The organism is Vibrio navarrensis (genome assembly GCF_000764325.1).
Classification (GTDB): Bacteria; Pseudomonadota; Gammaproteobacteria; order Enterobacterales; family Vibrionaceae; genus Vibrio; species Vibrio navarrensis.
Genome location: NZ_JMCG01000001.1, coordinates 22,959 through 48,650, shown reverse-complemented (window position 1 = coordinate 48,650; position 25,692 = coordinate 22,959). Strand labels below are relative to the sequence as shown.

27 protein-coding genes are annotated in these 25,692 nt (G+C 50.3%); 17 read left to right on the top strand and 10 right to left on the bottom strand.

Annotated elements, in window-relative coordinates:
• Positions 1-30: 30 nt before the first annotated feature.
• Together EA26_RS00215 and EA26_RS00210 are read right to left on the bottom strand one after the other, a co-directional pair.
• Entirely contained in the window at positions 31-627 is a 597-nt protein-coding gene (locus tag EA26_RS00215; protein WP_039422147.1) for a tRNA-uridine aminocarboxypropyltransferase, read from the bottom strand.
• Positions 624-2,171 (bottom strand): COG3650 family protein, encoded by a 1,548-nt coding sequence (locus EA26_RS00210; protein WP_039422144.1) that lies wholly within the window; start codon positions 2,169-2,171, stop codon positions 624-626. Before EA26_RS00210 ends, EA26_RS00215 begins: the two co-directional genes overlap by 4 nt.
• A gap of 41 nt (positions 2,172-2,212) precedes the next feature.
• Between EA26_RS00210 and EA26_RS00205 the strand changes: the two genes are divergently transcribed.
• The gene (locus EA26_RS00205) at positions 2,213-2,683 is read left to right on the top strand and encodes an EVE domain-containing protein (RefSeq protein ID WP_039422141.1); all 471 of its coding nucleotides are present in this window, start codon (positions 2,213-2,215) and stop codon (positions 2,681-2,683) included.
• A gap of 37 nt (positions 2,684-2,720) precedes the next feature.
• Here the strand turns inward: EA26_RS00205 and EA26_RS00200 are convergent, their stop codons facing one another.
• Together EA26_RS00200 and EA26_RS00195 are read right to left on the bottom strand one after the other, a co-directional pair.
• The gene (locus tag EA26_RS00200) at positions 2,721-3,551 is read right to left on the bottom strand and encodes a Cof-type HAD-IIB family hydrolase (protein WP_039422138.1); all 831 of its coding nucleotides are present in this window, start codon (positions 3,549-3,551) and stop codon (positions 2,721-2,723) included.
• Positions 3,552-3,779: 228 nt separating this feature from the next.
• A complete protein-coding gene (locus EA26_RS00195) occupies positions 3,780-4,757 on the bottom strand; it encodes an alpha/beta fold hydrolase (protein ID WP_039422136.1) in 978 nt (325 codons plus the stop codon).
• A 64-nt stretch (positions 4,758-4,821) separates the two neighbouring features.
• Here EA26_RS00195 and rhtB point away from each other — a divergent pair, with 64 nt between their 5' ends.
• The 3 genes from rhtB to EA26_RS00180 all read left to right on the top strand — a co-directional run bounded on the left by rhtB (position 4,822) and on the right by EA26_RS00180 (position 7,820).
• On the top strand, positions 4,822-5,439 hold the full coding sequence (gene rhtB / locus EA26_RS00190; protein WP_039422134.1) for a homoserine/homoserine lactone efflux protein: 618 nt from the start codon (positions 4,822-4,824) through the stop codon (positions 5,437-5,439).
• Positions 5,440-5,478: 39 nt separating this feature from the next.
• Complete coding sequence (locus tag EA26_RS00185) at positions 5,479-6,702, top strand: EAL and HDOD domain-containing protein (protein ID WP_039422131.1); 1,224 nt, start codon at positions 5,479-5,481, stop codon at positions 6,700-6,702.
• Between the two features lie 104 nt (positions 6,703-6,806).
• The gene (locus EA26_RS00180) at positions 6,807-7,820 is read left to right on the top strand and encodes an acyltransferase (RefSeq protein WP_039422128.1); all 1,014 of its coding nucleotides are present in this window, start codon (positions 6,807-6,809) and stop codon (positions 7,818-7,820) included.
• On the opposite strand, the gene EA26_RS00175 is transcribed toward EA26_RS00180, so the two are convergent.
• Positions 7,817-8,155 (bottom strand): DUF2500 domain-containing protein, encoded by a 339-nt coding sequence (locus EA26_RS00175; RefSeq protein ID WP_039422125.1) that lies wholly within the window; start codon positions 8,153-8,155, stop codon positions 7,817-7,819. The genes EA26_RS00180 and EA26_RS00175 overlap by 4 nt on opposite strands.
• Before the next feature lie 233 nt (positions 8,156-8,388).
• On the opposite strand from EA26_RS00175, the gene EA26_RS00170 reads away from it, so the two are divergent.
• From EA26_RS00170 to EA26_RS00160, 3 genes are all read left to right on the top strand, one after another.
• Complete coding sequence (locus EA26_RS00170; protein ID WP_039422121.1) at positions 8,389-8,757, top strand: hypothetical protein; 369 nt, start codon at positions 8,389-8,391, stop codon at positions 8,755-8,757.
• Positions 8,758-9,696: 939 nt separating this feature from the next.
• The gene (locus EA26_RS00165; RefSeq protein WP_039428652.1) at positions 9,697-10,317 is read left to right on the top strand and encodes a lysoplasmalogenase; all 621 of its coding nucleotides are present in this window, start codon (positions 9,697-9,699) and stop codon (positions 10,315-10,317) included.
• 81 nt (positions 10,318-10,398) lie between these two features.
• Positions 10,399-10,986: a YhgN family NAAT transporter gene (locus EA26_RS00160; protein WP_039422117.1), complete on the top strand. Its 588-nt coding sequence runs from the start codon at positions 10,399-10,401 to the stop codon at positions 10,984-10,986.
• A 39-nt stretch (positions 10,987-11,025) separates the two neighbouring features.
• Here the strand turns inward: EA26_RS00160 and EA26_RS00155 are convergent, their stop codons facing one another.
• Together EA26_RS00155 and rsmD are read right to left on the bottom strand one after the other, a co-directional pair.
• Positions 11,026-11,292: a DUF1145 domain-containing protein gene (locus EA26_RS00155; RefSeq protein ID WP_039422115.1), complete on the bottom strand. Its 267-nt coding sequence runs from the start codon at positions 11,290-11,292 to the stop codon at positions 11,026-11,028.
• Between the two features lie 12 nt (positions 11,293-11,304).
• Positions 11,305-11,904: a 16S rRNA (guanine(966)-N(2))-methyltransferase RsmD gene (rsmD, locus tag EA26_RS00150; protein WP_039422112.1), complete on the bottom strand. Its 600-nt coding sequence runs from the start codon at positions 11,902-11,904 to the stop codon at positions 11,305-11,307.
• Positions 11,905-12,114: 210 nt separating this feature from the next.
• Here rsmD and ftsY point away from each other — a divergent pair, with 210 nt between their 5' ends.
• The 6 genes from ftsY (at position 12,115) to glpG (ending at position 17,604) form a co-directional block, all read left to right on the top strand.
• Positions 12,115-13,320, top strand: coding sequence for a signal recognition particle-docking protein FtsY (gene ftsY / locus EA26_RS00145; RefSeq protein ID WP_039422109.1), 1,206 nt, complete (start codon positions 12,115-12,117; stop codon positions 13,318-13,320).
• 20 nt (positions 13,321-13,340) lie between these two features.
• Complete coding sequence (gene ftsE, locus EA26_RS00140; protein ID WP_039428650.1) at positions 13,341-14,018, top strand: cell division ATP-binding protein FtsE; 678 nt, start codon at positions 13,341-13,343, stop codon at positions 14,016-14,018.
• On the top strand, positions 14,005-14,973 hold the full coding sequence (ftsX, locus tag EA26_RS00135; protein WP_039422107.1) for a permease-like cell division protein FtsX: 969 nt from the start codon (positions 14,005-14,007) through the stop codon (positions 14,971-14,973). Before ftsE ends, ftsX begins: the two co-directional genes overlap by 14 nt.
• Before the next feature lie 175 nt (positions 14,974-15,148).
• Positions 15,149-16,006, top strand: a complete 858-nt coding sequence (gene rpoH, locus EA26_RS00130; protein ID WP_039422105.1) for an RNA polymerase sigma factor RpoH — start codon at positions 15,149-15,151, stop codon at positions 16,004-16,006.
• A 402-nt stretch (positions 16,007-16,408) separates the two neighbouring features.
• Positions 16,409-16,729 (top strand): thiosulfate sulfurtransferase GlpE, encoded by a 321-nt coding sequence (gene glpE / locus EA26_RS00125; protein ID WP_039422103.1) that lies wholly within the window; start codon positions 16,409-16,411, stop codon positions 16,727-16,729.
• 32 nt (positions 16,730-16,761) lie between these two features.
• The gene (gene glpG, locus EA26_RS00120; protein ID WP_039422102.1) at positions 16,762-17,604 is read left to right on the top strand and encodes a rhomboid family intramembrane serine protease GlpG; all 843 of its coding nucleotides are present in this window, start codon (positions 16,762-16,764) and stop codon (positions 17,602-17,604) included.
• A gap of 34 nt (positions 17,605-17,638) precedes the next feature.
• Here glpG and EA26_RS00115 read toward each other — a convergent pair whose 3' ends face one another.
• Entirely contained in the window at positions 17,639-18,049 is a 411-nt protein-coding gene (locus tag EA26_RS00115) for a flagellar basal body-associated protein FliL (RefSeq protein ID WP_039422099.1), read from the bottom strand.
• Between the two features lie 161 nt (positions 18,050-18,210).
• Here EA26_RS00115 and EA26_RS00110 point away from each other — a divergent pair, with 161 nt between their 5' ends.
• Positions 18,211-18,750 carry a chorismate lyase gene (locus EA26_RS00110; RefSeq protein WP_152593333.1) on the top strand — a complete coding sequence of 180 codons (540 nt, stop codon included), beginning with the start codon at positions 18,211-18,213 and terminating at the stop codon, positions 18,748-18,750.
• Entirely contained in the window at positions 18,751-19,605 is an 855-nt protein-coding gene (gene ubiA, locus EA26_RS00105) for a 4-hydroxybenzoate octaprenyltransferase (RefSeq protein ID WP_039422094.1), read from the top strand.
• A 56-nt stretch (positions 19,606-19,661) separates the two neighbouring features.
• Here ubiA and plsB read toward each other — a convergent pair whose 3' ends face one another.
• The gene (plsB, locus tag EA26_RS00100; protein ID WP_039422092.1) at positions 19,662-22,091 is read right to left on the bottom strand and encodes a glycerol-3-phosphate 1-O-acyltransferase PlsB; all 2,430 of its coding nucleotides are present in this window, start codon (positions 22,089-22,091) and stop codon (positions 19,662-19,664) included.
• 347 nt (positions 22,092-22,438) lie between these two features.
• Here plsB and lexA point away from each other — a divergent pair, with 347 nt between their 5' ends.
• Both lexA and EA26_RS00090 read left to right on the top strand, forming a co-directional pair.
• A complete protein-coding gene (lexA, locus tag EA26_RS00095) occupies positions 22,439-23,062 on the top strand; it encodes a transcriptional repressor LexA (protein WP_039422089.1) in 624 nt (207 codons plus the stop codon).
• A 176-nt stretch (positions 23,063-23,238) separates the two neighbouring features.
• Positions 23,239-24,051: a class I SAM-dependent methyltransferase gene (locus tag EA26_RS00090; RefSeq protein ID WP_039422086.1), complete on the top strand. Its 813-nt coding sequence runs from the start codon at positions 23,239-23,241 to the stop codon at positions 24,049-24,051.
• A gap of 66 nt (positions 24,052-24,117) precedes the next feature.
• On the opposite strand, the gene sthA is transcribed toward EA26_RS00090, so the two are convergent.
• Positions 24,118-25,548, bottom strand: coding sequence for a Si-specific NAD(P)(+) transhydrogenase (gene sthA, locus EA26_RS00085; RefSeq protein WP_081947002.1), 1,431 nt, complete (start codon positions 25,546-25,548; stop codon positions 24,118-24,120).
• Between the last annotated feature and the right edge of the window lie 144 nt (positions 25,549-25,692).

Genomic DNA, 25,692 nt, shown 5'->3' with positions numbered 1-25,692 from the left:
AGGCTGGCGGGCCTGGCTGTTGTGCTTTCCTCACTTGAGTGAGTGACCACTTCGGTCTGCGTGGAAAACCTGCAAATAGTGTTGCAAAAACTGCTGCATCTGCTGCGCCTGTGCCAGCTCGCCACTTTGCGCTAAAAGTTCGGCGGCGATCTCCATGGTGCACAAATTGCCCGGCTGCTGGTTGCGGCGCAATTGGTAAGCCGATTCCGCCCGGCTGCTGATGCTCAAACAGGGCAGTTGTGCCAACCACTCGCTTTTATTGAGCATTTTTCTCGCCTCCTGCCAAGTGCCATCCAAAATCACAAACACGCTTTGACGCTGCTGAGCCGCGCTGCTTTGTTGCACCTGAGGCAAGGTTTGCGCTTGTGGATGCGGGTAGAGCAGCACAGGGAAGAGGGCCGGATCTTCCACCAGCGCCTGCCACTGTGGCGGTGGCGTTTGGCGCTGCCAAATCATGCGCTCGACCTTAAGGCCAAACCAGTGCAACAGTTTGCCGCTGTTGCTCAAACGGGCGGGTTCATTTGGGTGCTGGAGCAAAACGAAACGCAGCGAGCTTTCTATCTGCGGAATGTCCCCACACACGCACTGGTGGAGAAAGCCGCAATGCGGGCAAGGTTGCGCCTTCACAAACGCACCCCATCTCGCACCGGGCTGATGCCATCGGCAAACAGTTTAACGCCGCTTATCTGCGCCGCACTCGCCTCTGGTGCCAAGCTTGGGTTGAGCGGGTAGCTAAGGCCGTTGTATTGCATCCGGTGTTTGCCAGATGCTGCGCCGCCGCCGCTTACCTCAAAGATCAGATCTTGCCAGCCTGAGCTGCGCTGCGTGCCAAGGTAGATAGGGCTGCGCACCAGCGTGATACGGCTGTTAAAGCGCCACTGGTCGGCGTGATTTTCAAAAATCAGTAAAGTACAGCCGCCAGAGCCGCACCAGTCGAGCTGAGTAAGCAGCTCAGGCTGACCATCGCCGTTCAGATCGTAGGTGAGCCAGCGATATTGGTTATTTTTCGGCTCGGTTTTGTGCAAGCGAAAGTACTCACGCACGGCACTGTCCACTTTAGCGTTGTAGTCTGCGCTGGCGTTGATGTCGCCGCTGCTTGGTAGCGCCACTGGTTGCTCAGTGTCAGGTTCGACAGCGATGTTTGAGGACACTTTCGCGGGGTAAAGTACTAGCCCACCTTGAGCAATAGGGTAAACCACGCTGCCGACCTTTTCTTGTTCCGCTTTGAGCTGTGATCCCGTACGAGTAAAAATGCGTTCGGTGACCAGCTTTTGCCCTTGGTGACGGGTCATCACCACTTGAATTTGATTGGGATTCAACTGCTGCCAGTAGCCATGCTCTAGGAGCGGGCGCTCTTGATCAGCGTAGAGATAGCGGGTTTGCGCGCTATGGTCGGCCTTCAACTCCAGATGGACAGAAAACCCGGCCGATTGGGTTGAGGTCGCCGTGTATAGGCCGCTCCAGCTGGCCGTGGCATCGACGTTGGAAGTGGTCGCGCAGCCATTGAAGATGGTTTTGTCCTGTGTGAGGGTGGCTTTCCAGCCATACAAGGCGTTGTTTTTTGCATCGCGACACAGGTTTTCGGTCAGCAACAGGCGGCCTGAACTCAGTTGATAGTCGCGTTTACGTGGGCTCAACTGGCTGCGTTCAATGTCGAGTACCCGAGTCGGCGTGCCTGCTTGCGTGAACGTCAGGTTGTCGCGGTTAAAACTCAGCGACCAATCGGGCTGGTTGCCAAACGCTCGGGTAGGACGTTTGGCTTGGTCACACTGCTGCTGGCGAGTGGCATCGACGTAGTTGATTTGTTCCACCACAAAACGAGCATCGTATTCGGCGGCAAAGCCTTCAGCGGTAGTGCTTTCCAGATGGCCGATGAACTCACCATACAGAGTTTGATAAGGCGTCTGATTGAGAGACATCACTTGCTGGCGCTGCTGCGCTGAGAGCTGTAGCCAATATTGCTGGTTGCTGCCACACGGCGTGAGGTATTGGGTCTCGTGGCCCACCACCGCAGTGCCAGATAAGAGAAAAGGCTGCGCCACCACGCTGTCGGGCTTGTTTAAACTGGCCTCAGGGGACGGGGCAGATTCTATAGCGACGTTATCAGAGCTGGAACAGGCTTGCAGTAGTATCAGCAGCGAGAGTGTGGCTGGGTTTTTCAGCGCCTTCATGGTATACCTTTTTGCGTATCAAAATCTGCTTGGACCCCATTATGGCATATTGGTTGTTTAAAACTGAACCGGACACCTTTTCCATCGACACCTTGCGCGTACAAAACATCTCATGTTGGGAAGGAGTACGCAATTATCAAGCAAGGAACTGGTTACGAGATGAAGTAAAACTGGGCGACTTGGTGCTGATCTACCACTCTTCCTGCAAGCAAGTCGGTGTGGCGGGCATTGCCAAAGTGGTGCGAGAAGCGTATCCCGACCATTTCCAGTTTGATCCCAGCAGCGATTATTACGATGGCAAAGCCAGTGAAGCCAACCCGCGCTGGGTGATGGTGGATGTGGAATTCGTGCGCAAAACCGAGCGCTTGATCCCGCTCAGCGTATTAAAAGCGATGCCGGAGCTGGACTCTATGCCGCTGGTGAAAAAGGGCAATCGCCTTTCCGTCATGCCCGTGAGCGAGGCGCAGTGGCAAGCGATTTTACGTCAAGAGACTCGGCCATCACGGCGCTGAAAGAAACGGGCAGGATAGACCTGCCCCAATGTGCGCTTTAGAGCAAGTGTTGTTGTAAGTAGTGGGCAACGGCATCGTCTGCATTGCTGCCGATCACTTCATTGTCAGGCAGTGCCCGTTTTACTTTCTCGTGTGAGGTGGCCATCACCAAGCCTTTGCCCGCCATCGACAGCATTTCAACATCATTCATCCCGTCGCCAAACGCAACGCAGTTTTGCAAACCAAGACCCAGCGATTGCGCCACCACTTGTAATGCATCCCCTTTCGAGACCTCTTTGGCCATCACTTCCAAACACCAAGGGGTGGAAAAGGCGATGTTAAGCTTCTCACCAAAGGCGGCGCGAAGTTCGTTTTCAAACATCACCAAATGCTCGTGGTCTTGCGCTGGGTGAGTGAAAAAAATCTTGGCAATGCCATCGGTAGGCGCTTGGTCAATGTCGAACAACTGGTAGGTAAAGCCCGAATCTTCGTGGAAGTGACGCAGTGTCTCATCGTCTCGGTCCATCAGCCAGTGGTCATCTTGGTAGATGTGCACAAACAGCGTCGGGTCGTTTTTGACGATATCGATGATCGGTTGCACCAGTTCGGCAGGCACGTTGTTGCTGTACATTAATTGGTCTTGTTGATCGTGAACGCGCGCGCCGTTTGAGGTGATCATGTACGCAGGAATGCCCGTCTGGGCACGAATGCCCGCCACATCCACGTGGTGGCGACCAGTGGCAAAAACGAAAGTGTAGCCTTGGTCGTGCAGGGCTTTCAGCGTCTGTTTGGAAAACTCGCTCAACTGGTGGTTGGGGGCCAGTAAGGTGCCGTCTAAATCAGAAGCGACAATTTTGGTGATCTCTCTACAAGGTAAGCGCTTGGTCATGAAACTCTCTTATATCAGCAAAGGCGAAGGAAATAGGGCCAATCCACCAGCGCAGAGCGTGCGATACAGGATTGGGTGTTGCACAGGGCGTGGTCAACCAAGCGGTCAACGGGCCCGTGCAACAAGGGGGAATGGCCATAGTGTAGGGGAAAATACGGAAGAAAAAGAGGGTAAATCCTGTTTTGTTCCTTTCCTCTTTATGCTTTGCGCCGTATACATCGGCTGGTTTTATTGCAGAAAGCGAAACAGCGCATCTAACGCCTGATTACGATACTGATCTTGTTCAAACAGCAGTTCATGTTGCGCGCCGTCAATGGTGATCATTTGGCTGTTCTTATTGGTTTTGCAGAGCTTTTTATAGAACTGATTTTGCGCCTGATTACTGACGATACGGTCGTTACCCGCTTGCAGCAGTAACACCGGGATCTTGAGCTGGCGAGTCATTTGTAGACACTGTTTGGTTGCCATTAATCCCTGCCAAACCCAGCGCGTGCTTGGTCCGCCGACTTGCAGCTCAGGTTTGTCAGTATAGAGTTGGCGAAACCAGTGGTAACGCGCTTTACTCTGGCTGAGCGGGTTGTCTTCAAATGGCTTGGCGTAATAAGGCTGGTGGCCGGGTGCGTAAGTGGGCGTGGGATATACCGCGGTGAGGATCTGGCTGACGGCGATGGCAACAGGGCTGAGATACCACGGCAGGTTGATACCAAACATCGGCGCACTGAGCACCAATTTATCAAACGGATGGTGTGGGTACGTTTGTAGGTAGCGAGTGGCGATGGCGCCACCCATCGAGTGCGAGACCAAATGGCGTTGCTGATAGCCTTCCAGCGCAAAATGTTGCACAACGCTGGCGAGATCGCGCACATAATCATCGAACTCATACACATGGCCGATATCCGAATCTTGCACTAGGCGATCCGACAGCCCTTGGCCGCGATGATCGTAACTGTAGACGTCATAGCCTTGGCGATAGAAATCGAACAGCAACTCCTGATATTTCCACGATGACTCAATTCGACCATTCACCAGCAGCACCGCTTTGCTGTGCTTTGGGTCGGTCAGTTTGCACCAGTACAATTTGGTTTTGTCGCTGCTCTTGAAATACCCCTCTTGGCGCTGCTGCCACAGGGCAGCAATCGGACCAGCTATTGCTTGCTCAAACAAGTTCTCTTGAGTATAAGAGGAAAGAGAAGGGTTATTAACCATTAACAAACTACCTGAATGCTACGTTTCTAGGCGAGTATGATCAGAGAATTAGCGGAGAATTGCAATGGATACACATGTCTGGCTCGCGTATGTCCTTACGGCGATCGTGTTCAGCCTCGCCCCGGGTTCTGGCACGGTGAATTCGATCAGCAACGGAATTAGCTACGGTACGCGCAAATCTCTCGCTTCTATTGCTGGTCTGCAAATTGGCTTGTCGATCCACATTATTCTTGTTGGAGCGGGTATTGGTGCGCTGGTTGCGCAGTCGGCCACCGCGTTTACCGTGATTAAATGGGTGGGCGCCGTTTATCTGGTCTGGCTTGGCATTCAAAAGTGGCGCGATACTTCTGGGCTCGCAACCGTGCAGCAGCAAGGGGCGATCTCGGCTTGGTCATTGCTGCATAAAGCGGTGCTGGTTAACTTAACCAATCCGAAATCGATAGTCTTTTTGGTCGCGCTGTTTCCCCAGTTCATCGATCCGAGTCGCGATCAAGTGACGCAGCTCGCCGTGCTAGGTTTGACAACGGTGGTGATCGACTCACTGGTGATGCTCGGTTATACCTCGCTGGCGGCACAAATGGGGCGTTTTATTCGCTCTGAGCGGGTGATGGGCAAAATAAACAAACTATTTGGTTCAATGTTTATGGGTTGTGGTGCATTATTAGCGGCAGCAAAAACATAATTAAAATCAATCAGCGCTAGCATAAGAATTTATAAGCAGATGAAATCCACTTACGTCGCGCGGCAACCTATTTTTAATCGCAAAAAGCATACTTTGGGGTATGAACTGCTGTTTCGTGATGGCGAAAACAACGCCTATCCCACCCATATTGCTTCGAACCGCGCGACCTATCGTTTGATTGTGGAGAACTTTCTCTCCATCGGTATCAATCCGGTGATTCAATCCTCACGCTGTTTTATCAATTTCCCTTACCAAAGTTTGATCCGTCGTCTGCCACTAAGTTTGCCCAAAAATAAAGTGGTGGTGGAAGTGTTGGAAACCTGCGAGCCGACCGACGAACTGCTTGAAGCGATTCGCGAACTGCACCGTGAAGGCTATGTGATCGCGCTTGATGATTTTACCTTGATGCCTGAATGGCGCCGTTTTCTGCCTTTTGTACACATTGTTAAACTGGATGTGATTGCGCTGGGGCTCGACAATGCCTGCGAGCTGGTGCGTGAGCATCAAGCGCGTCGGGTGAAGTACCATTTCTTAGCGGAAAAAGTCGAAAGCGCGCAGGAGTTTGAGCAAGCCAAAGAGGCGGGTTTTAAGTTCTTTCAGGGCTATTTTTTCAGTAAACCTGAGATGATCGAAACCAAGTACGTCAGCCCAGAGCACGCGGTGGCGTTGGAGCTGTTTCGCGAAGTGTGCCAACTGGAGCCGGATTTCGATCGGATTGAAAAGATCATCAGCCAAGATGTCACGCTCTCCTACAAGCTGCTGAAGCTCGTCAACACCCAGTCGACCCGCTTGGAAGTGAAGATTGCCTCATTTCGCCAAGCGCTGATTTATCTTGGCCAAGACAAGCTGAAAATATTTGTCTCTTTAGTGGTCGCTTCGTACATTTCGGTCCGCAAGCCACGTGAGCTGTATAACCTTTCGCTGCAGCGTGCTCAGTTTTGCGAGTTGATGTCGCGTCGCCACCCGTTTAGTCGCCATCACGAACAAGGTTTTATGATCGGTTTGCTGTCGATTTTGGATGCAATGATGGATCTCTCGGTCGACACGCTGGTGGGGAGCCTGCCGCTCAGTGATGTGGTGAAACAAGCGCTACTGCACCGTGAGGGCGCTTATGGAGACCTCATCGCATTAGAAGAGTGTTTCGAGCAAGCCGACTGGAGTGGCATTGAACAGATCTCCGATAAACTGGGGTTGTCGATGGACGAGGTCAAATACGAGTTGATTGAAGCGCAGCGCTGGTCGCAGGAGCTATCGCAGATATAGCCGCCAACCTTAGCTGAGTTCTGACCAAAAGCTGACTCGTTCGCTGAACTTGTCAGCTTTTTTCTTGCTATATTTTCGCTGCGAAAACAATCAAGGAAAAAGTGATGCGCGAAAGAGTGCTGTTTTTTGATCTACTCCGCTGTGTTGCGGCCGTGGCGGTGATTGCCATCCATGTATTGGCGCCTTACCGCGAGCTATTGGGTACCATCCCGTTTTCACACTGGGCGACGGCGGTCAGTATCAACAGTGTAACCCGCTGGGCGGTGCCGGTGTTTATTTTGATTACCGGCGCCTTGATGCTCAGTGATACTCGCCCTTTTGCTGCGTCTTACTACATCAAACGCCGTTTGGGGAAAGTGCTGTTGCCCTTCGTGGTTTGGTCTCTGTTTTATGCCTATCTCAGCGGTTGGAGTGCCAGCGGTTTTGACGTGCAGCAGGTTCAGGACGTATTGGCGCATAGTCCCCAGCATGCGACCTATTACCACCTTGGCTTTTTCTACTACTTTATTCCCCTTTACGTTCTTATCCCTATTTTCCACTGGTTGGTCATGCAGGGACAAGATCGCGTATTGTATGCTTATACCAGTGTGTGGCTGATCACGACTGCACTCTATTTGCTTGGCATCGATGGCATTTGGAGCCATGAACTTTGGCTCTATTCCGGCTACTTACCACTGGGTTATCTGCTGTTTCATCGTTTGCCGGACACGGGGAAAACGGTGCTGTGGGTCAGCTTACTTGGCTTGGCCGCCCTCGCGCTGACTGCGACGATGTTGATTTCCAATAGCCTTGAAGCGGGTCAGTACAGCGTCGGGCGTTGGCTGTCGTATAAGACGCTCAATGTGGTGTTGGCAGCGACGATGGTGTTCGCCTTGTGTCGTTATGTCGCGGCCAAGTTACCCAGCGGTTGGTGGCGCACGATTGGTTTGGTGAGCCGTCACAGCTTGGGGATCTACCTGCTACATCCGATTTTCCTCTGGCCAATGAAAGCATTTGGCTGGCATCAGGGAAATCCTGCGTGGGTGATCCCGTTGTGGATTGTATTGAGCGGGGCTGGCGCTTTGGCGCTCAGTTATCTCTTTTCTCTTTCCGCGAAAACGCGCTGGCTGTTACCTTAGTTTTTGTCGCGTTGCAGGGCAAAGTGAAGAAATTTGTCGCCTTGATAAGTTAGCGTCCCTTTGTCTCCGGGATTGAGGGCGTGGTAGTAGTGAATGCCTACTTGAAATTCTCGTTTTGGACCAAACGCGCCCCGTTGCACGTAGATCCAGTACTCTTGGTCCTCTTCTCCGGGCTTGGCGTCAGTGATGGGAATCACCTGTTTATCCAGCACAATGACTTGCACATTCTGCTCAGGCGCATCTCTGCCTTGAATGTGCTTGTGGAAAAAGTGGATAAACAGCCAAGCGCCAAGAGCAATAAGTGCGATGAGCGCCAGAAACAGAGAAACAGGCATGATAACCTCCAGAGTAATGGGAGCCTTATTCTACCGAACTCCCTGAATTATCAGCGTTTGAGTGTGGCCGATTCGTGATCTGATGAAAAAGGCATAACAAAAACTCGGCGTACTTCACGTTTTATGCTCGATGGAGTCGACCAAGCGAGGACAAATGGTCAAAGCTGGCTCGAAAAGTGGATGGTTTTCTAGCAGAATCTTTTTAAAGCAAACACCTCGATAAGGAGGGCACGATGTCAGACATTGAAAACGTAGTTACTCGTACCCGAAGGTTGGAAACATTGCTGCGTAACCAATACCATGCGCAAGGGAAGGGGTTACATCAGTTGATCACCAGCTGTGAAGAGCGATTGCCGCATGATGTGATCGCCAAACTGCGCTTTATTGCCACAATCAGGAATAAAGTGGTGCATGAAGAACAGTATCAATTGGATGATAAGCAAGGCTTTTTCTCCGCCTGTGATGAGTGTGAGCGAGAGCTGACACCGCGTAGCAGTCGGTTTATTTGGCGCGTTGCTATCCTCTTGATGTTGCTGATAACGGCTGGCGCGATGGCTTTTTACTACGCCAATTGGGATGTGCTCAGTCAGCACCTGAAATAAGAAGTAAATAGAATAAAAAAACGGGATGCTGAGGCATCCCGTTTTTTTTGGAAATCAATCTTAGTACATCATGGGTAGCGTCATTAGCCCAACGATAACTGCGATCATTACCAGTCCTTGTTTTTGAGAAGAAGACATCACAATACTACCTCCAGACTTTTGTTGATGAACTTTATGTAATCAATATAGCATCCTTTTCTTTCGTTGATCAAGTATCTGACGTTACTCTTGCAAAAAAATAACTTTAGTCGCTTCAATTTGGCATTTTTTCTTAATAAAACAGTGTTTTTTGATTGGTTTATTGTTGCTCTTAGTTGCCGTTTACGGACTTTTTATTGGTTAAGTATTTGTAATTTAATGAATAATAATTGTATTAATGTTGGTCAATTTTAATTTCGCCTTATTTATTGGCTTTGGCTTGGTATCTGGCTTTTTGTGGGGTTGTTACTATGTTTTTTTCTTTCGGTTGCGATGCTTTTAAAAGTCAATCACTTTTGTTGGTGGGTTTTATCACCATTTGAGAATTTTCTTGCTAAGAATGGAGTCTAAGATAATTCACGATAGATTCGCTCTGTATTTGATTGGATTTTTATTACTAACTTAATGAAATTAATTGTTATTTTTTTAATAAATTACTATTTTATTAAGTGAAAAATGTGATTTTTATTCCTTTTTTCTTTCTCTATTGGCGCAGCTGGTCTGGCCATGCTGCGGTAACGTTTGCTTTTCTGGTTTTTCCTACGGATCGCTTGGCGTTCTGGTTGGGGATGGCAACTTAAAACGTTTTTCTTCGCCAAGCGGAATAAACGGATTCACTTGCCCTACTGTTTTGCCAGTAGGTCGTTATTCGCTATCAAGATCCAACTTTCGTGGTTTACTGCTTTACATACAGTTTCTGCTACCTAGACTAGCCGCGTTAAAAGAGAAAGGGTAATGCAGATGTGGAGTTGGCTGGCAATAGGCTTATCGGGAGTGGCATCCGTATTGGGTGCGCGTCAATCGAGCCGGACTCAGACCTTGGTATTTAAAGTGCTAACGTTGGCACTGCTCTGCGTTTTAGTTGTCACTCAAGGGCCGAAGCAGGGATACACCTACTGGGTTGCCGCTGGCCTTATGATCTCTGTCGTTGCCGATGTGTTGCATACCCTGCGCGCAAGAAAAACCTTTTATTTTACTGGCTTTCTATTGGCGCAACTTTGCTACAGCAAATCGTTTTGGGTGCAACTCAATGGCGATATTGTGTGGTGGTTGCTTGCCCTGTTGCTGGCGGCCAGTATCGTCGCCTTCTTTCTGCTGCTACCTCAACTCGATTCTCTGGTCTTTCCCGTGGTCATCATGGGAATAATGTTGGTGCAAATGGCTTGGGCGGCTGGGGAAGTGTGGCTGCAAAGTGCTTCGCTGGCCAATGCGGTGGGTTTTGGTGGCGCGTTGGTAATGATCTACTCGGCGCTGGCTTATGCCATTCACGGCTATCGCAAGCCGATGAAACGCGCCTATGTTTGGGTGTCGGGCAGCTACTTTCTTGCCCATGCACTGATCGTCGCTTCTATTATCTACTAGTTCCTCTCTGCTCGTTGAGTACGTCGTCAAGCCAGTATTGTACTGCTATACTGGCGCCATTGTTGTACTTCGAGATCTCTGATGGACATTCTTGCCGCAGCCACCATGCTGTTTCTGATCATGGACCCTTTGGGCAATTTGCCGATTGTCTTGTCCATTTTAAAACATATCGATCCTAAAAGACGCCGTAAGGTACTGATTCGAGAGTTACTCTTCGCTCTGATGATCCTGATGCTCTTTCTTTTTGCCGGGCAGAGTATTCTCAATTTTCTCCATGTCGAACCGGAAACGCTGAGCATTTCGGGCGGAATCATCTTATTTATCATCGCGATTAAAATGATTTTCCCCAGCGCAGGCAGTATCACCGGACTTGCGGCAGGTGAAGAGCCCTTCATTGTGCCGATGGCCATCCCGATGATCGCTGGGCCGTCGGTGATTGCTGCGCTCTTGCTGTTGTCTACTCAGCATCCGAATAATTTGGCGGAGCTGTCGGCGGCGGTCGCCTTGGCGTGGTTTGCCACCTTTATCATTTTGATGTTCTACGGCTTCTTCCACCGCATCCTCGGTGAACGCGGCCTCAAAGCGGTGGAGCGTTTGATGGGGCTGCTGCTGGTGATGATTTCCACCCAGATGTTTCTCAACGGGGTCAAGAGTTACATGGGAATGTAAATGGAATAAAAAATGCCGCTGATATTCAGCGGCATTTTTTTACATCATGTATTTACGGCGAATATCGAGCAGGGCGAAGATGCCAAACAGTAAAATCGAATATTTGTCCCAGCGAGTCATGGCGATTTTGTCACCAAATGCGCCGATGAAAATCGCCATTTGCAAGCCGTGCATAATGAACAGAAAGGCGGCCATGATGTACAGAACAATCGCCGCATTGCCCGGAAAGGGGGCGAAGATGTTGAAAATCAAAATAAACCAGACGAAGGCAATCGCGGCTTTGGCCAGCAGGAGCAACGCTTTCATGACAGAATCCTTTTACGATGGTTGTCGTTGGTAGAGACGGTAACTGACCTGACCAGCGGTCTTTTCACGGTGCAAGTGCCAGGTCGCGGGCAAGTTTTCTACCTGCCACTCTTTTTCCGCCTCAATATAGATCATCGCATCCTCGGCCAGCCAGCCATTTTGCTCCAAAAGTGTCACTGTCTCTTGCAGTAATCCTTGGCGAAACGGTGGGTCAATAAACACCACATGTTGCGGTGTGCCTTGCTGCTTAAGGAATTGCAACGCATCACCGCTGACCAACTGGATATTATTGGCTTTGACCGCCGTGACATTTTGTTGCAATTGGGCAAACGCTTTGGGGTTGAGTTCCACCATGGTCACAAGCTTTGCTTGGCGTGAGGCCGCTTCAAACCCGAGCCCACCGGAGCCAGCAAACAGATCTAAACAATGCGCGTGTGGGATCTCTTGCGCTAGCCAGTTGAATAGCGTCTCTTTGACCCGATCGGTGGTTGGCCGCAGGCCCTCTGCGTCATGTACTGGCAGTTTCCGGCCTCGCCATAAGCCACTGATGATGCGCACACAGCCAACGGATGGCTTATTTTGTGATGTGTTTTGCTGGTGACGTCTTACCATAGATTTTTTGACCGCTAATTAAGTGTTACTATAGCCAATCCTCCAGGCGCAGCGCCTGGATAGAGCCCAGAGTTTCATTGTGACAGAGTGTACCACTATTCCACTGAGAAAAACGGAATAGCCCAGAGTGCACTGGTTGAAGAGTTCACTTTTCTTTGTGCCTTGTGCTGGAGAAAAGCAGAGAGTCAGTAAAAATCAGGATATCTCCCGATGACGGAAAAGAAAAAGCGCGGATTATTATCATGGCTTGGTTTTGGTGAAGAAGAGCAAACCAAAGCAACGCAACACCAAGCCACTCCATCTCAATCCGGTGAAGAACAAGAACCGCAGTTAGTTGAAGAAAGTCTAAGCGATTCGCAGCCAGCCGAGTGTGTCGCGGAGAGCGCAGAAAGCCCAGAAAGTACACTTGAGACGCCGCAAGAAGAGAGCGAAGCGCTTTCTAGCGCTGACCCTGAACCCGTTGTGGAGCGCGTGCAAGAGCAGGAAAAACCCAGTGAAAGCTTTTTTGCCCGTTTAAAGCGCAGCCTGAGCCGCACCAAAGCCAATATCGGCGCTGGCTTCTTTGGCCTGTTCAAAGGCAAAAAAATCGATGATGAGCTGTTTGAAGAGCTCGAAGAGCAACTCTTGATTGCTGATGTGGGTATGGATACCACGCTCAAAATCATTGAAAACCTGACAGAGAAAGCATCGCGCAGTGACTTGCGTGACGGTGAAGCGCTGTATGGTTTACTTAAAGAAGAGATGGCCGAGATCCTTGCCAAGGTGGAACAGCCATTGCACATCGACAGCAGCAAAACCCCTTACGTGATCCTGATGGTCGGCGTCAACGGAGTAGGTAAAACCACCACGATTGGTAAGCTTGCGAAGCAGTTCCAAAGCCAAGGTAAAAAGGTGATGTTGGCCGCTGGCGACACTTTCCGCGCCGCGGCGGTAGAACAGTTGCAAGTGTGGGGCGAGCGAAACAATGTGCCTGTGATTGCCCAGCACACCGGAGCCGACAGCGCCTCAGTGATTTACGATGCGATCGAAGCGGCGAAAGCGCGTGGGGTCGATGTGGTGATCGCCGATACCGCAGGCCGTTTACAGAACAAGAGCAATTTGATGGAAGAGCTACGTAAAATTGTTCGCGTGATGAAGAAAATTGATGAGTCCGCGCCGCATGAGATCATGCTGACACTGGACGCAGGCACAGGTCAAAATGCGATCAGTCAGGCCAAATTGTTCAGCGATGTGGCGCCCATTACGGGCATTACATTAACCAAACTCGACGGCACGGCCAAAGGTGGGGTAATTTTTGCCATTGCCGACCAGTTTAGCATCCCTATTCGCTATATCGGGGTGGGTGAAGGCATTGAAGACTTGCGACCATTCCAGACGCAAGAATTCATCGACGCCCTGTTTAGCCGCGAAGAGTAAAATCAACAGAGGGATAAGTGGTGATCCGATTTCAGCAGGTGAGCAAAGCGTACCGTGGTGGCCGCCAGGCACTGCAAAAGGTCGATTTTCATTTACGTCGTGGAGAAATGGCTTTTCTGGGCGGACATTCCGGAGCGGGTAAAAGTACCTTGCTTAAGCTGATTTGTGCCATTGAAAGGCCAACCGACGGGCGCATTAGTTTCAATGGCCACGACATCACACGTATCCCGAATCGCGATATTCCGTTTTTGCGCCGTAACATCGGCATTGTCTTTCAAGATCACCGTTTGTTGATGGATCGCAGTGTCTACGACAACGTGGCGTTGCCGATGCGCATTGAGTCCATTTCTGAACTGGAGATCAAACGGCGTGTCTCGGCGGCGTTAGACAAAACCGGTTTATTGGATAAAGCGCGTTGTTTGCCGAGCCAGCTTTCCGGTGGTGAGCAGCAGCGTGTCGGTATCGCCCGTGCGGTGGTGAATCGGCCAACCTTGCTGCTGGCCGATGAGCCGACCGGTAACTTAGATCCGGAGTTGTCCAACCGCGTCGTGCGCTTGTTTGAAGAGTTTAACCGCGCTGGCGTCACCATTTTGCTCGCCACCCACGACATCAGCTTGGTTAACTCGCGTCCTCAATATCGTCACTTTGAGCTCAATCAAGGCTTTCTTAGCGAGGTAGAAGATTATGGCCGCGAATAAACGCATACAAAAGTCTGCCTCCAAAGCCAAAAGCCATCGACCGAAAACCGACAGCTTTTTCGCCATCCATCTAAAACAGGCGAAAGTGTCGCTAAGCGCAATTTGGCAGCGCCCTTTGGGTAATCTGTTGACGCTAGCGGTGATCTCCGTAGCGCTTTCCATGCCCGCGTGTCTTTATCTGCTCGGTAAGAACATTGCAGGGGCGACATCGCATGTGACTTCTCCTGCTCAAGTTAGTGCTTACTTGCGCCAAGGTGTGCCAGAAGCCAGGGTGATGATCCTCAAAGATGAGTTGGAAGGACAAGAGTATGTCGGCAAAGTGGAATACATTTCGCCGCAGCAAGGATTGGCCGACTTGAGCCAGTACTCCGGTTTCGAGCAGGCACTGAGTTTGCTCGATAACTATGCTTTGCCCGGGGTGTTAGTGATCACGCCCAGTAGCGAGGAGAAGGCGGCGGTCAAACGCTTAGCACAAGTGGTCGCTGCCAGCGACGATGTGACCGACGTGCGTTTAGATGAAGATTGGCTCACCCGTCTTGATGCGATCAAAACACTGGCGAGCATCATTGTCATTACCCTGACACTTCTGATGCTCGGTGCGGTATTTTTGATCGTCGGCAATACGCTGCGTTTTAATGTGCTTGCCAACAAAGAAGAGATCCAAACCATGAAACTGATTGGTGCGACCGATGGATTTATCCTCCGTCCGTATCTGTATTCCGGTATGTGGTTTGGTCTACTAGGCAGTGTGATTGCCTGGATTTTAACCGCGTTGATTACTATTCTGCTTAACGGCGCGGTGGAAGATTTGGCCGCCTTGTACGACAGCCAGTTTCGTTTGATCGGCCTCAGTTGGGATGAATCCCTGCTGCTGATGATGACCGGAACCTTTCTTGGTTGTATCGCCGCAAGAATTTCAGCACAGCGACACTTAAAAGAAATTGAACCAGTTTAAGTGATGTAGGTCTTATACTCGGTACTCATTGATACAAGAGAAATCGATTGACTTGTATAGATGAATTGTTTATGGATAATTGCTAACCCTGCTTGAAACTGAGCTAAGATCAGTTCAAGATAGCAGCGCCGAATGGCAATGTTTTACTCCAGATCAGAGATTGATGAGGAATTGAATGACAAATCAAGCGTATCCGATGGCTCTAGTAACGCAAGATAGCCTTGATGGCTATATTCGTTCGGTAAACAGCTATCCCATGCTGAGTGCGGACGAAGAGCGTGAACTCGCAGAGCGTTTGCATTACAAAGGCGAGATTGAAGCAGCGAAAGGGCTGATTCTGTCTCATCTGAGATTCGTTGTTCACGTGGCCCGTGGCTATTCCGGTTACGGTTTACCGATGGCTGACTTAGTTCAAGAAGGTAATATCGGCTTGATGAAAGCGGTTAAACGCTTCAACCCAGAAGTCGGTGTGAGACTGGTGTCGTTTGCGGTGCACTGGATCAAAGCGGAGATCCACGAGTACGTACTGCGTAACTGGCGCATCGTCAAGATTGCCACCACCAAAGCACAACGTAAGCTGTTTTTTAATCTGCGCAAATCCAAAAAACGCTTAGGCTGGTTCAACAACGGTGAAGTGGAAACCGTTGCCCGCGAATTGGGTGTGGAGCCTTCTGAAGTGCGTGAAATGGAATCTCGTCTTGCTGCGGTCGATTCGACATTCGATCTCACGGTTGATGATGAAGATTCCGGCAGTGTATCGACAGCGCCAGTGCTTTATTTAGAAGATAAATCCTCTGATATTGCGGATAACCTTGAAGCGCAAAACTGGGAAGAGCACACCAACAATCGCCTCTCTTTGGCGCTAGCGAGTTTGGATGAACGCAGTCAGCATATTGTGCGTTCTCGTTGGTTGGACGACGACAAAGCGACGTTGCAAGATCTGGCTGAACGTTATGGTGTTTCTGCCGAGCGTATTCGTCAGCTAGAGAAAAATGCCATGAAGAAACTGAAAATGGCGGTTGGTGAAATCTAAAACCAACGGAAAATTTATTCTGAGAAAGCCGGGATCGTGAGATCTCGGCTTTTTTATTTTGATCAAAAAAAAACACAAAAAGCAGCGCACTAAGGTCACGAGGCCTGTGAATAACTCTGTGAGGTAATTATTCATCTTCTGTTCGCAAGCCGGGCAAAATAAGGGGTCAGACGGGCTTAGAGCTTGGGGATAGTTATAATCCTACGCACAAGAAGATCAGGATCATTACTACATCTTGTGGATCTTTGGATCAAAAAATACCTTATCAACGCAATCCACAGCTTTATCCACAATTGATTGATTTTTGCACTTCAAAAAATGCCCTGAAGAACTATGTGTCTAAGTTTGCCTCTGGATAGGTTACAATCCCGTCAGCTAACAACAAGAACAGAGAGAAAGTAAATGGAGCAGTTCAAACACATTGATGTACAAAGCGCGCAAGCTCTGCTGGAGAGCGGAGAAGCTCGTTTAGTGGATATTCGCGATCCGCAATCCTTTGCTGTGGCGCATGCTAATTCCTCTTTCCATCTCACCAATGACAGCATGGTTTCCTTTATGAATGAGGTCGAGCTGGATCAGCCTATTTTGGTGATGTGCTATCACGGTATCAGCAGCCAAGGGGTCGCTCAGTATCTTGTGAATCAGGGCTTCGAAGAGGTTTACAGCGTTGATGGTGGTTTTGAAGCCTGGCACCGCGCGAACTTACCAGTAGTGCGCAGCTAGTGGCGGAAAAGTAAAAGCAGAGAGGTTTGGCAATGAGGCGATTAGTTGCACTAAACAACCCAAGGATGATCCAAGCGTTTATCGATTACATGGCATCGCAGCAAATTGAATTGCAGATGATGCCAGAAGGTGAGGGAATGTTTGCCCTCTGGTTGATGGATGAGCAGCATCTGCTTGAGGTTGAAGCGGAACTCGATCGCTTCTTAGCCAATCCAATGGACAGCAAATACAGTGCTGCGTCGTGGCAGGTAGCGGAAACGCGCAAAGCACGTTTTCGCTACCGTTCGCCTAGTCTCGGTGCGATGGTCAAAGCCAAAGCGGGGCCACTTACGCTGGTGATCATGCTGCTGTGCAGTGTGATTTATCTTTTGCAAACCTTTGGCCTAGCGGATGCGGTGTTTGCTCTGTTGCATTTTCCTGCGGCAGCCGAACAGCAATGGCAGCTATGGCGCTGGGTCAGTCACGCGGTGCTGCATTTTTCTGTACTGCATATTGCCTTCAACCTTTTGTGGTGGTGGCAGTTGGGCGGCGATCTTGAGCAGCGACTTGGCACGGGCAAACTGTTGCAGCTGTTTGTTATCTCTGCTGCGCTGTCCGGTGTTGGTCAGTTTATGGTCCATGGTGCCAATTTTGGTGGCTTGTCTGGCGTGGTATACGCGCTTGTCGGCTATGTGTGGATTTTCGGCTATCGCTGCCCACACAAGGGCCTTTCCTTACCCAAACCGATTGTGGCATTTATGTTGGTGTGGCTGGTGCTCGGTTACGTGCAGCCTTTTATGGCGATTGGCAATACCGCGCATTTGGTTGGGTTACTCGCGGGAATGGCGCTGGCGTATCTCGATTCCACTAAAGCAAAAAATCAAAAAGCGGCCTGAGCCGCTTTTTTAACGTGGTCATCCGTTTTGCTGATTACTGATAGAGATACTTGGTAAACAGTAAGTCGGCAATCACGGTTTTGCCAGTTTCTGGCAGTAAAATCTCGTTTAAGTACGCCACTAAGTTTTTGCGTAGATCTTCTCGTCCTGCCAGTGACTTGACCGTCTCTTCGGTTTGCTGGCCGAGCATTTCCACCACAGCATCGCGGATCAGCGGTTGATGGCGCTCGACCAAAGCGAGATCTTCGCTGCTCATCACCATCACATCAATGCGCACTTGCACGTAACCGAGCTTTTTCCCTTTGGTATAGAAGTTGGTGGTGAGATCCGGCTCCAAAGTGAAATAAGCCAGTTTCGGCCCTGCTTTTTCTTCCTCCGCGAGCGTAGGAAGCGAAACCAGCACACTGAGGGCGAGAATTATTTGGACTATATAACGTTTGTACATATTTCTATCTTTTCTTTCTTCTGATCACGATACTCGAAACGCTTTTGTCTTGTTACAATAGGCGGTCCAAATGTCACATAAGTTATAACAATCGTTACGGTAAGTCGTTGCCGTAATGTGTTGCTTTATTGTACGCATAAAGCGATCAATTGAATACTAGTATGAATCAGCCGATATCGCCCTATCTTGCTTTATTATCACAAGCGAGATGGCAAACTACCGAACATTTTGCTTACCCCAATGAGCAAGCCAAACATTGGCTGCATGAGCAGGGCTCGTTATCGCGCCGCTTGAACCAGCATTGCCAGAACTTGACGGTTGAACTGCTGCGCAATCAGGCGATGGATGAGCCGCTCTTGCTGGGAGAAGAAAAAACGTTGCTCAGCCAAGGGCCTTGTTTACTGCGAGAAGTGATCCTCTCTGGTGACGGTGCTCGCTGGGTACTTGGGCGTACTTTGATCCCGCAGTCGACGCTTTGTGATCAGCCATATGATTTGGCTACGTTGGGCGAGCTGCCACTTGGGCTGACCGTATTCAGCGCGGATACTGTTGAGCGCGATGCGCTACAAGTGGCTTGGGTCGAGACCCCATCTGGACGCTTACTCGCGCGCCGCTCACGGTTATGGATGAACCACAAGCCGATGCTGGTGGCCGAACTGTTTTTACCCCATGCACCAATTTACTCTAAGGAGAGCGTGTAAATGTCGGCAGAAAAAGCCAAAGCGTATTGGCAATTGATGAGGATGGATCGACCGATTGGCTCTTTTTTACTGTTCTGGCCGATGTTGTGGTCGCTGCTTCTGGCTGCGCAAGGGATGCCAGATTGGGATGTTTTGCTGGTATTTACCGCGGGCGTTTTCTTGATGCGCAGCGCCGGATGTGTCATCAATGATTTTGCCGATCGCCATGTCGATGGCCATGTCAAGCGCACCCAACAGCGCCCATTGCCAGCGGGCAAAGTGACCTCAAAAGAGGCGGTGCTGCTGTTTTTGGTATTGGGGATAACGTCATTTCTCTTGGTCCTTACCATGAACTCGCTGACCATTCAGCTCTCCTTTGTTGGCATTGCTTTGGCGTTTGTTTATCCCTTTATGAAGCGCTACACCCATCTCCCGCAGTTGGTGTTAGGGCTGGCGTTTAGCTGGGCCATTCCAATGGCTTGGGCGGCGCAAACCAACGAATTACCTTGGATGGTGTGGTTTCTCTTTACCATTAATGCGCTGTGGACCATCGCTTACGATACCCAATATGCGATGGTGGATCGCGATGATGACCTGCTGATTGGGGTGAAATCGACCGCGATTTTATTTGGTCGTTTTGACAAACTGATCATCGGATTGTTGCAACTGGCGACCTTAGCGATGTTGCTGTGGCTGGGTCAATATTATCAGTTAGGGCAAAGTTTCTATTGGAGCATACTGGCCGCGGGAGCTTTGTTTGTTTATCAGCAACATTTGATTCGCCATCGCGAGCGGGAGCTGTGCTTTAAAGCGTTCCTGAATAACAACTACGTCGGCATGGTATTGGCGCTTGGGCTGCTTGTCGCCTTCTGGTAAATGAACAATCAGAGAAAAAGAAAGGCATCCGAGTGGGATGCCTTTTTATTACGCGATTATTGATTGGTGAGCTGGAAGATACTCTCTTCAATGGTCAGCTTCACTTCCGGGTAGAGCAGGGCATAGAGCAGTGAGGCGAATTGCTCTGTCTGGGTTTGTTCACAGTTGCCGTCGGCGTCAAGATAGTTCTGCTGTTTTAAGGTGCAAAACAGAGAAGCAAACACCCCTTTGTCGAAAAACTCGGGCGCGTTGATGCCATGAAGGCGACCTAAACGCTGCGCGATGTCTTGGCTCTTCTGCTCCAAGTCAGCTTTACCCAGTTCAGGATAAGCAACCAGCAAATTGAGGGCGATCGAGTAGCGTTGCAGCGTTTCCGTAATGGTTCGACCAAGGAGTACCAAGGTTTGAGTATTGGCTTGGTTTTTGGTCACTCGATCTTCTGACAGCGATATCATCTGCTGATTTGTCAGCTCATCGAGAATGTTGATTACCAACTCATCAAGCTGCTGTTCATCGTGACTTAAGAACAGCTCCGCTTTTAAGAATGGATAGATCTGCGCGACTTGATGCTGGATCTGCGCCACGCTGAGCTGCTCTTGACGGATGATCATCTGCGCAATCAGCGAAGGCAAAGCCAGCAGGTGAATGATGTTGTTGCGATAGTAGGTCATCAAAATCGACTGATTGCGATCCAGTGAAATGATATCGCCCATACTGTCCGTTTCAATCACAAACTTATCCAAGGTGAGGGCGTGTTCAACCAGCACTTCCGCGCTATCACTTGGAATGGTGCAGTTGCTGGAATAGGGTACGTTTTTCAGCAGTTGCAGGTAGCTTTCAATTTGGTTGATAAGCGAGTCTTTCGATAAAGCGCGCTGGCGAGACGCCAGCAGTGCCGTGGCGCACAGGGTCAACGCGTTCGCGGCAGCGGCATTGTTGATGTGCGTCATCATCTTATTGGCTAGCTTGTTTACCACCGGATTGATCCATTGTGGTTTGCTGCCGCCCATCGGGTCAATGTCTTTGGTCCACTCTGGCGCGTGTTCATTGAGATACTGGTTCAGTGGGATCGGCTCACCGAAGTTGACGTAGCCTTGGCCGAAGTTGCGCAGCTTTCTGAGCGTGCGCAGCACCAAGCTGGCGTTTTCTTTCTCTTTCTGTTTACCGCGCAACTCCTTGGCATAGGTTGCCACTTCCATCACATGCTCATAGCCAATGTAAACGGGCACCAGAGTCACCGGACGGTTAAGGCCACGCAGCATGGCTTGAATGGTCATCGCCAGCATACCAGTCTTGGCTGGCAGCAGACGACCAGTGCGCGAGCGGCCACCTTCTGAGAAGTATTCCACCGAGTAGCCCTTTGCAAAGAGCTCGGCTAAATATTCGCGGAAAATCGTCGAATAGAGCCTGTTGCCTTTAAAGCTGCGGCGAATAAAGAAAGCGCCACCACGGCGAAACAGTGGGCCTGCCGGGAAAAAGTTGAGGTTGATGCCAGCGGCGATATGAGGCGGCACCATGCCTTCGTGGTACAGCACGTAAGAGAGTAGCAGGTAATCCATGTGGCTGCGGTGACACGGTACGTAGACGATTTCGTGCCCGTCTTGCGCGAGGCGGCGCACCGTGGCGGCGTTATTGATGTTCAACCCTTGGTAGAGTTTATTCCACAGCCAGCCAAGTAAGCGGTCGCCCTTTTTCACCAGCGAGTAGGAGAAATCGGCGGCGATCTCATCCATGATGTCTTGCGCTTCTTTGCGTGCTTTTTCAATCGAGATATTTTTGCTCTTCGCCTCATCTTCGATCACTTGCTTGATGGCCTGTGATTTCATCAAACGGGCAAACAGCACCTGACGTTGCGGAAGATCCGGGCCAGATGCAGCGAGTTTTTGGCGAGAGAAGTGGATGCGTGCCACGCGCGCCAGCTTGTGGGCGATCGCGTTATCGGTGCCGTGTGATTGCGCCATATAACGCAGAGAAACCACGGGGCTAAAACGCACCAAGCAATCGCGCCCAGCGGTTGCAACGGCGATGGCTTTTTGCGGTCCATTCATCGCTTGCAAGTAGGGTTTGCTCGTGCCTTCTTTACCCGGTTTACGCCCCCACAACACTGTGGTTGGGATCACTTGCACGTCCAGTTCGTCATCGTCACTGTGCAGCGACAGCAAGTCGGAAAAGAGCTGGATAGAATCGCTCGGCACTTGGTTATCATCGCCCATCAGCGTGGGACGAGAAGAGATAAATACATAGCGCTGAAACGACTTGCCGTGAATCTCTAATGGTGTGAGCGGATCGGGCAAGCCGAGCTCCAAGGCGTGTTTTTGTAACGTGAGCAGATCAACGCTGGAGCGAAAAGGCAGGGCGTAAACAATCGGCTTGTTGATATCAATCTGATGATCTTCGATTGGGTTGGACGGAATCGCCGTCCCTTTAACCAGTACCGATAACGGCAACTTTAGTAACGAATGTGAAAATGATTGCCCAGAAGACATATAGGTTCACAGCCTCAATAGATTTCAAACGTACCCAAATTTATTTCTATTACCTAATGGGTCTGGTAGGAGAAATAAGCCTGAGCGATAATTTTAAGCGCAGCAAGAATACCAGAAACTGGTCAAACCTTTTAACTTAATTGACCAGCCTAACCACGAAAGCGCAAAAACGCGATGATCGCTGTACTGAAGTCATTTATCCGCCATTTTGTTTTCAACCGCCGATAACCTAGCGGTACGGTGCGTGAGCTCGGCTTGCCTTTAAATTAAAAAACAACCAATTGGGTTTTATTTTGTCTCGTTACTGGATATACTCACAGTGAACTGTATAAAAAGACAGGTGACCTATGAAGCCGTTGACGCCACGCCAACAACAAGTGTTCGACTTGATTAAGAGTAAAATTGATGACACCGGAATGCCACCCACTCGTGCTGAAATTGCCCGAGAGTTGGGCTTTCGCTCTGCGAATGCGGCAGAGGAGCATCTTAAAGCGCTTGCGCGTAAGCAAGTGATAGAAATTGTCCCGGGTGCCTCCCGAGGCATTCGTATTTTGCTCGAAGAGCAGGCGGCGAATGAAGATCAAGGCTTGCCATTGATTGGCCGAGTGGCAGCGGGTGAGCCGATTTTAGCGCAGGAGCATGTTGAAGCGCACTATCAGGTCGATCCGGCGATGTTTAAACCTCAGGCCGATTTTCTGCTGCGGGTGCACGGTGAAAGTATGAAAGACATCGGCATTATGGATGGCGATCTACTGGCGGTGCATAAAACTCAGGACGTGCGTAACGGACAAGTGGTGGTGGCGCGAGTCGACGATGACGTAACGGTGAAACGCTTGGAACGCAAAGGCGCGACGGTGCTGCTGCATGCGGAAAATGAGTCGTTTTCCCCGATTGAAGTCGATTTGAGTTGTCAGCAATTGACCATCGAAGGGATCGCCGTCGGCATTATCCGTAACACCGATTGGATGTAATTCCAGACTGTATTGACGCAAAAGCCCGGCACGCGCCGGGCTTTTGCGTTTTTATGATTTGCGGCAAACAGAAACGTATAGTGTCAGATTAGATGAGATTTATTCTCATTACTTGAAAGGGGTATTGAGATTGATTATCATCAACGCGAATGTGCATCGAATAGAAGGTTTCTGGCATGTCTTCCTCTCAAGTACCCGTAGAAAAAGGATATCAGGTACCAGCAAGATTGTTGCAACCCCTGTGGTTGCGTAGCCGGGAAAGCTTGATTGACAATGGTCTCGTTTACGACCCGATTGCGGCCAAAGCCTGCTTAAGCTGTAAGCTGGCTCCGGAATGCCTTTCAGGCGATGTGGCACAAAAGCAATTACTGCACGTCACCTTAACGCAATTGTGTGATCAACAAGTCGCCCAGTTTCTTCAGCAGCACCCTGACGGTTGGGTGATCAATGTTGGGGCAGGGCTCGATACCCGTTTCTATCGTTTGGATAACGGTCGCTGTCACTGGGTTGAACTCGATATTACCGAGCATTTGCTTTGGCGCCAGAGGCTGTTCCATAAGAATGAACGCTACCAGCAGCAGTGCGGTAGCGTTGACGATCTCTCCTGTCTGGATGGGTTGCCTATCTCGGACAAAACCCCGGTGTTGGTGGTGTGTGAAATGGCGTTGTTGGAAGCATCATTGACGCAAGTGGCGACTTTTATTCAAGCGCTTGGACGCCACTTTGTTTCGGCGCAGGCGTGTGTCGTGTTGGCTGGAGATTTGAGCGAGAGCCGTCTAGGACAAATGTTGGGCGCTGAGCGCTACGCGCATGGCTTGGCGGCTCCTGCAGAGCAAGTTTTACAGTGGCTTCCTTGGGCGCAATGGGTCCGAGTCTTCTCTCCGTTTGATCGTTTTTGCTCGCGCTGGAAAATGTGGCAGCGTTGGCTGAGTAAGATTCCGCAGCTCAAACATCGTTTGACGCCCGTGTTAGTGCACTTGCAGTGGTAGAGAGCGCAACATGCGCCGCCAATAAAAAACAGCAGGGGCTCCTGCTGTTTTTTATAAAAAGTTAATTTAAAACAATCGGTTGAGACCATTCAATGCCGCCACCCGGTAGGCTTCGGCCATGGTGGGGTAGTTAAAGGTGGTGTTGACGAAATATTCGATCGTGTTCGCGGCACCTTTCTGTTCCATGATTGCTTGGCCGATGTGGATAATTTCCGCCGCTCGCTCGCCAAAACAGTGAATGCCGAGAATTTCTTTGGTCTCACGGTGGAAAAGAATCTTCAAACTGCCGATATCTTTGCCCGCAATTTGCGCGCGCGCCAGATGTTTAAACGAGGAGCGCCCGACTTCATAGGGCACTTTCGCTGCCGTCGGCTCTTGTTCGGTGCGTCCGACGGAGCTGATTTCCGGAATGGTGTAAATGCCGGTTGGAATATCTTCAATCAAAATGCTGTCGGCTTTGCCTTTGGTAATCGCTTGAGCAACAAAGCGCCCTTGATCGTAAGCGGCACTGGCGAGGCTCGGGTAACCGATCACATCGCCGACGGCATAAACATGCGGCACTTCCGTTTGATAGTTACTGTCCACTTTGAGCTGGCCGCGTGAGTCACCTTGCAGCCCAACCGCATTGAGGTTGAGTTTGTCGGTGTTGCCTGTGCGTCCATTGGCGTAAAGCAGGCAATCGGCTTTCATCTTCTTGCCCGATTGCAGATGCACGATCACGCCATCTTGCGTGCCTTCAATGCGCTCGTAGGTTTCGTCATTGCGTATCACCACGCCACTGTTCCAAAAGTGGTAAGAGAGCGCGTCGGATACTTCATTGTCCAAGAAAGCCAGTAAGCGATCGCGAGTATTGATGAGGTCGGTTTTTACCCCAAGCCCACGAAAGATAGACGCGTATTCGCAGCCAATTACCCCTGCGCCATAAATGATGATGTGGCGCGGGTCATGTTTTAAGCTCAGGATCGAATCGCTGTCATAAATACGCTCGTGATTGAAATCGACATCTGCCGGTTGATAAGGGCGTGAACCGGTAGCGATGACAAATTTGTCGGCGCTGTAAATCTCTTGGGTGCCATCGGCTTGGGTCACTGTAATCGAGTGGCTGTCGGTAAACGCCGCGCTGCCGAAGATCAATTGGCACTGGTTGCGGTCGTAAAAGCCTTGGCGCAGGCGCGTTTGCTTATCGATCACCGATTTGGCATGACCAAGAATGGTCGAGAAAGTCGCGTGTAAGCTGGTGTTGTTATGGCAAAACAGCGGGTTGCTATTGAACTCAATGATCCGGCTTACCGCATGGCGCAGCGCTTTCGAAGGAATGGTGCCCCAGTGAGTGCAGCCGCCACCGACGCTGCTCTCTTTTTCTACCACCGCGACATTCAGCCCTGCTTTGGTGAGCCCCATCGCTGCCCCTTCACCTCCCGGGCCGCTGCCGATAACTATCACATCAAAGTGATTCGCGTGCGCCATGATCTGTTCCTTGTTATATTTACGTAACATTGCTTTAGCGAGATTTTAACTGATTATACCAGCAGGTAAACAGCGCGCTCGGTAGAGAGTGGAAGTGATCACGCACATTATGGCAAAAGGGGCGAATGCCATGTCGTAGGTCTCCAAAATGAAGACAAGGGATTGCATAACCCG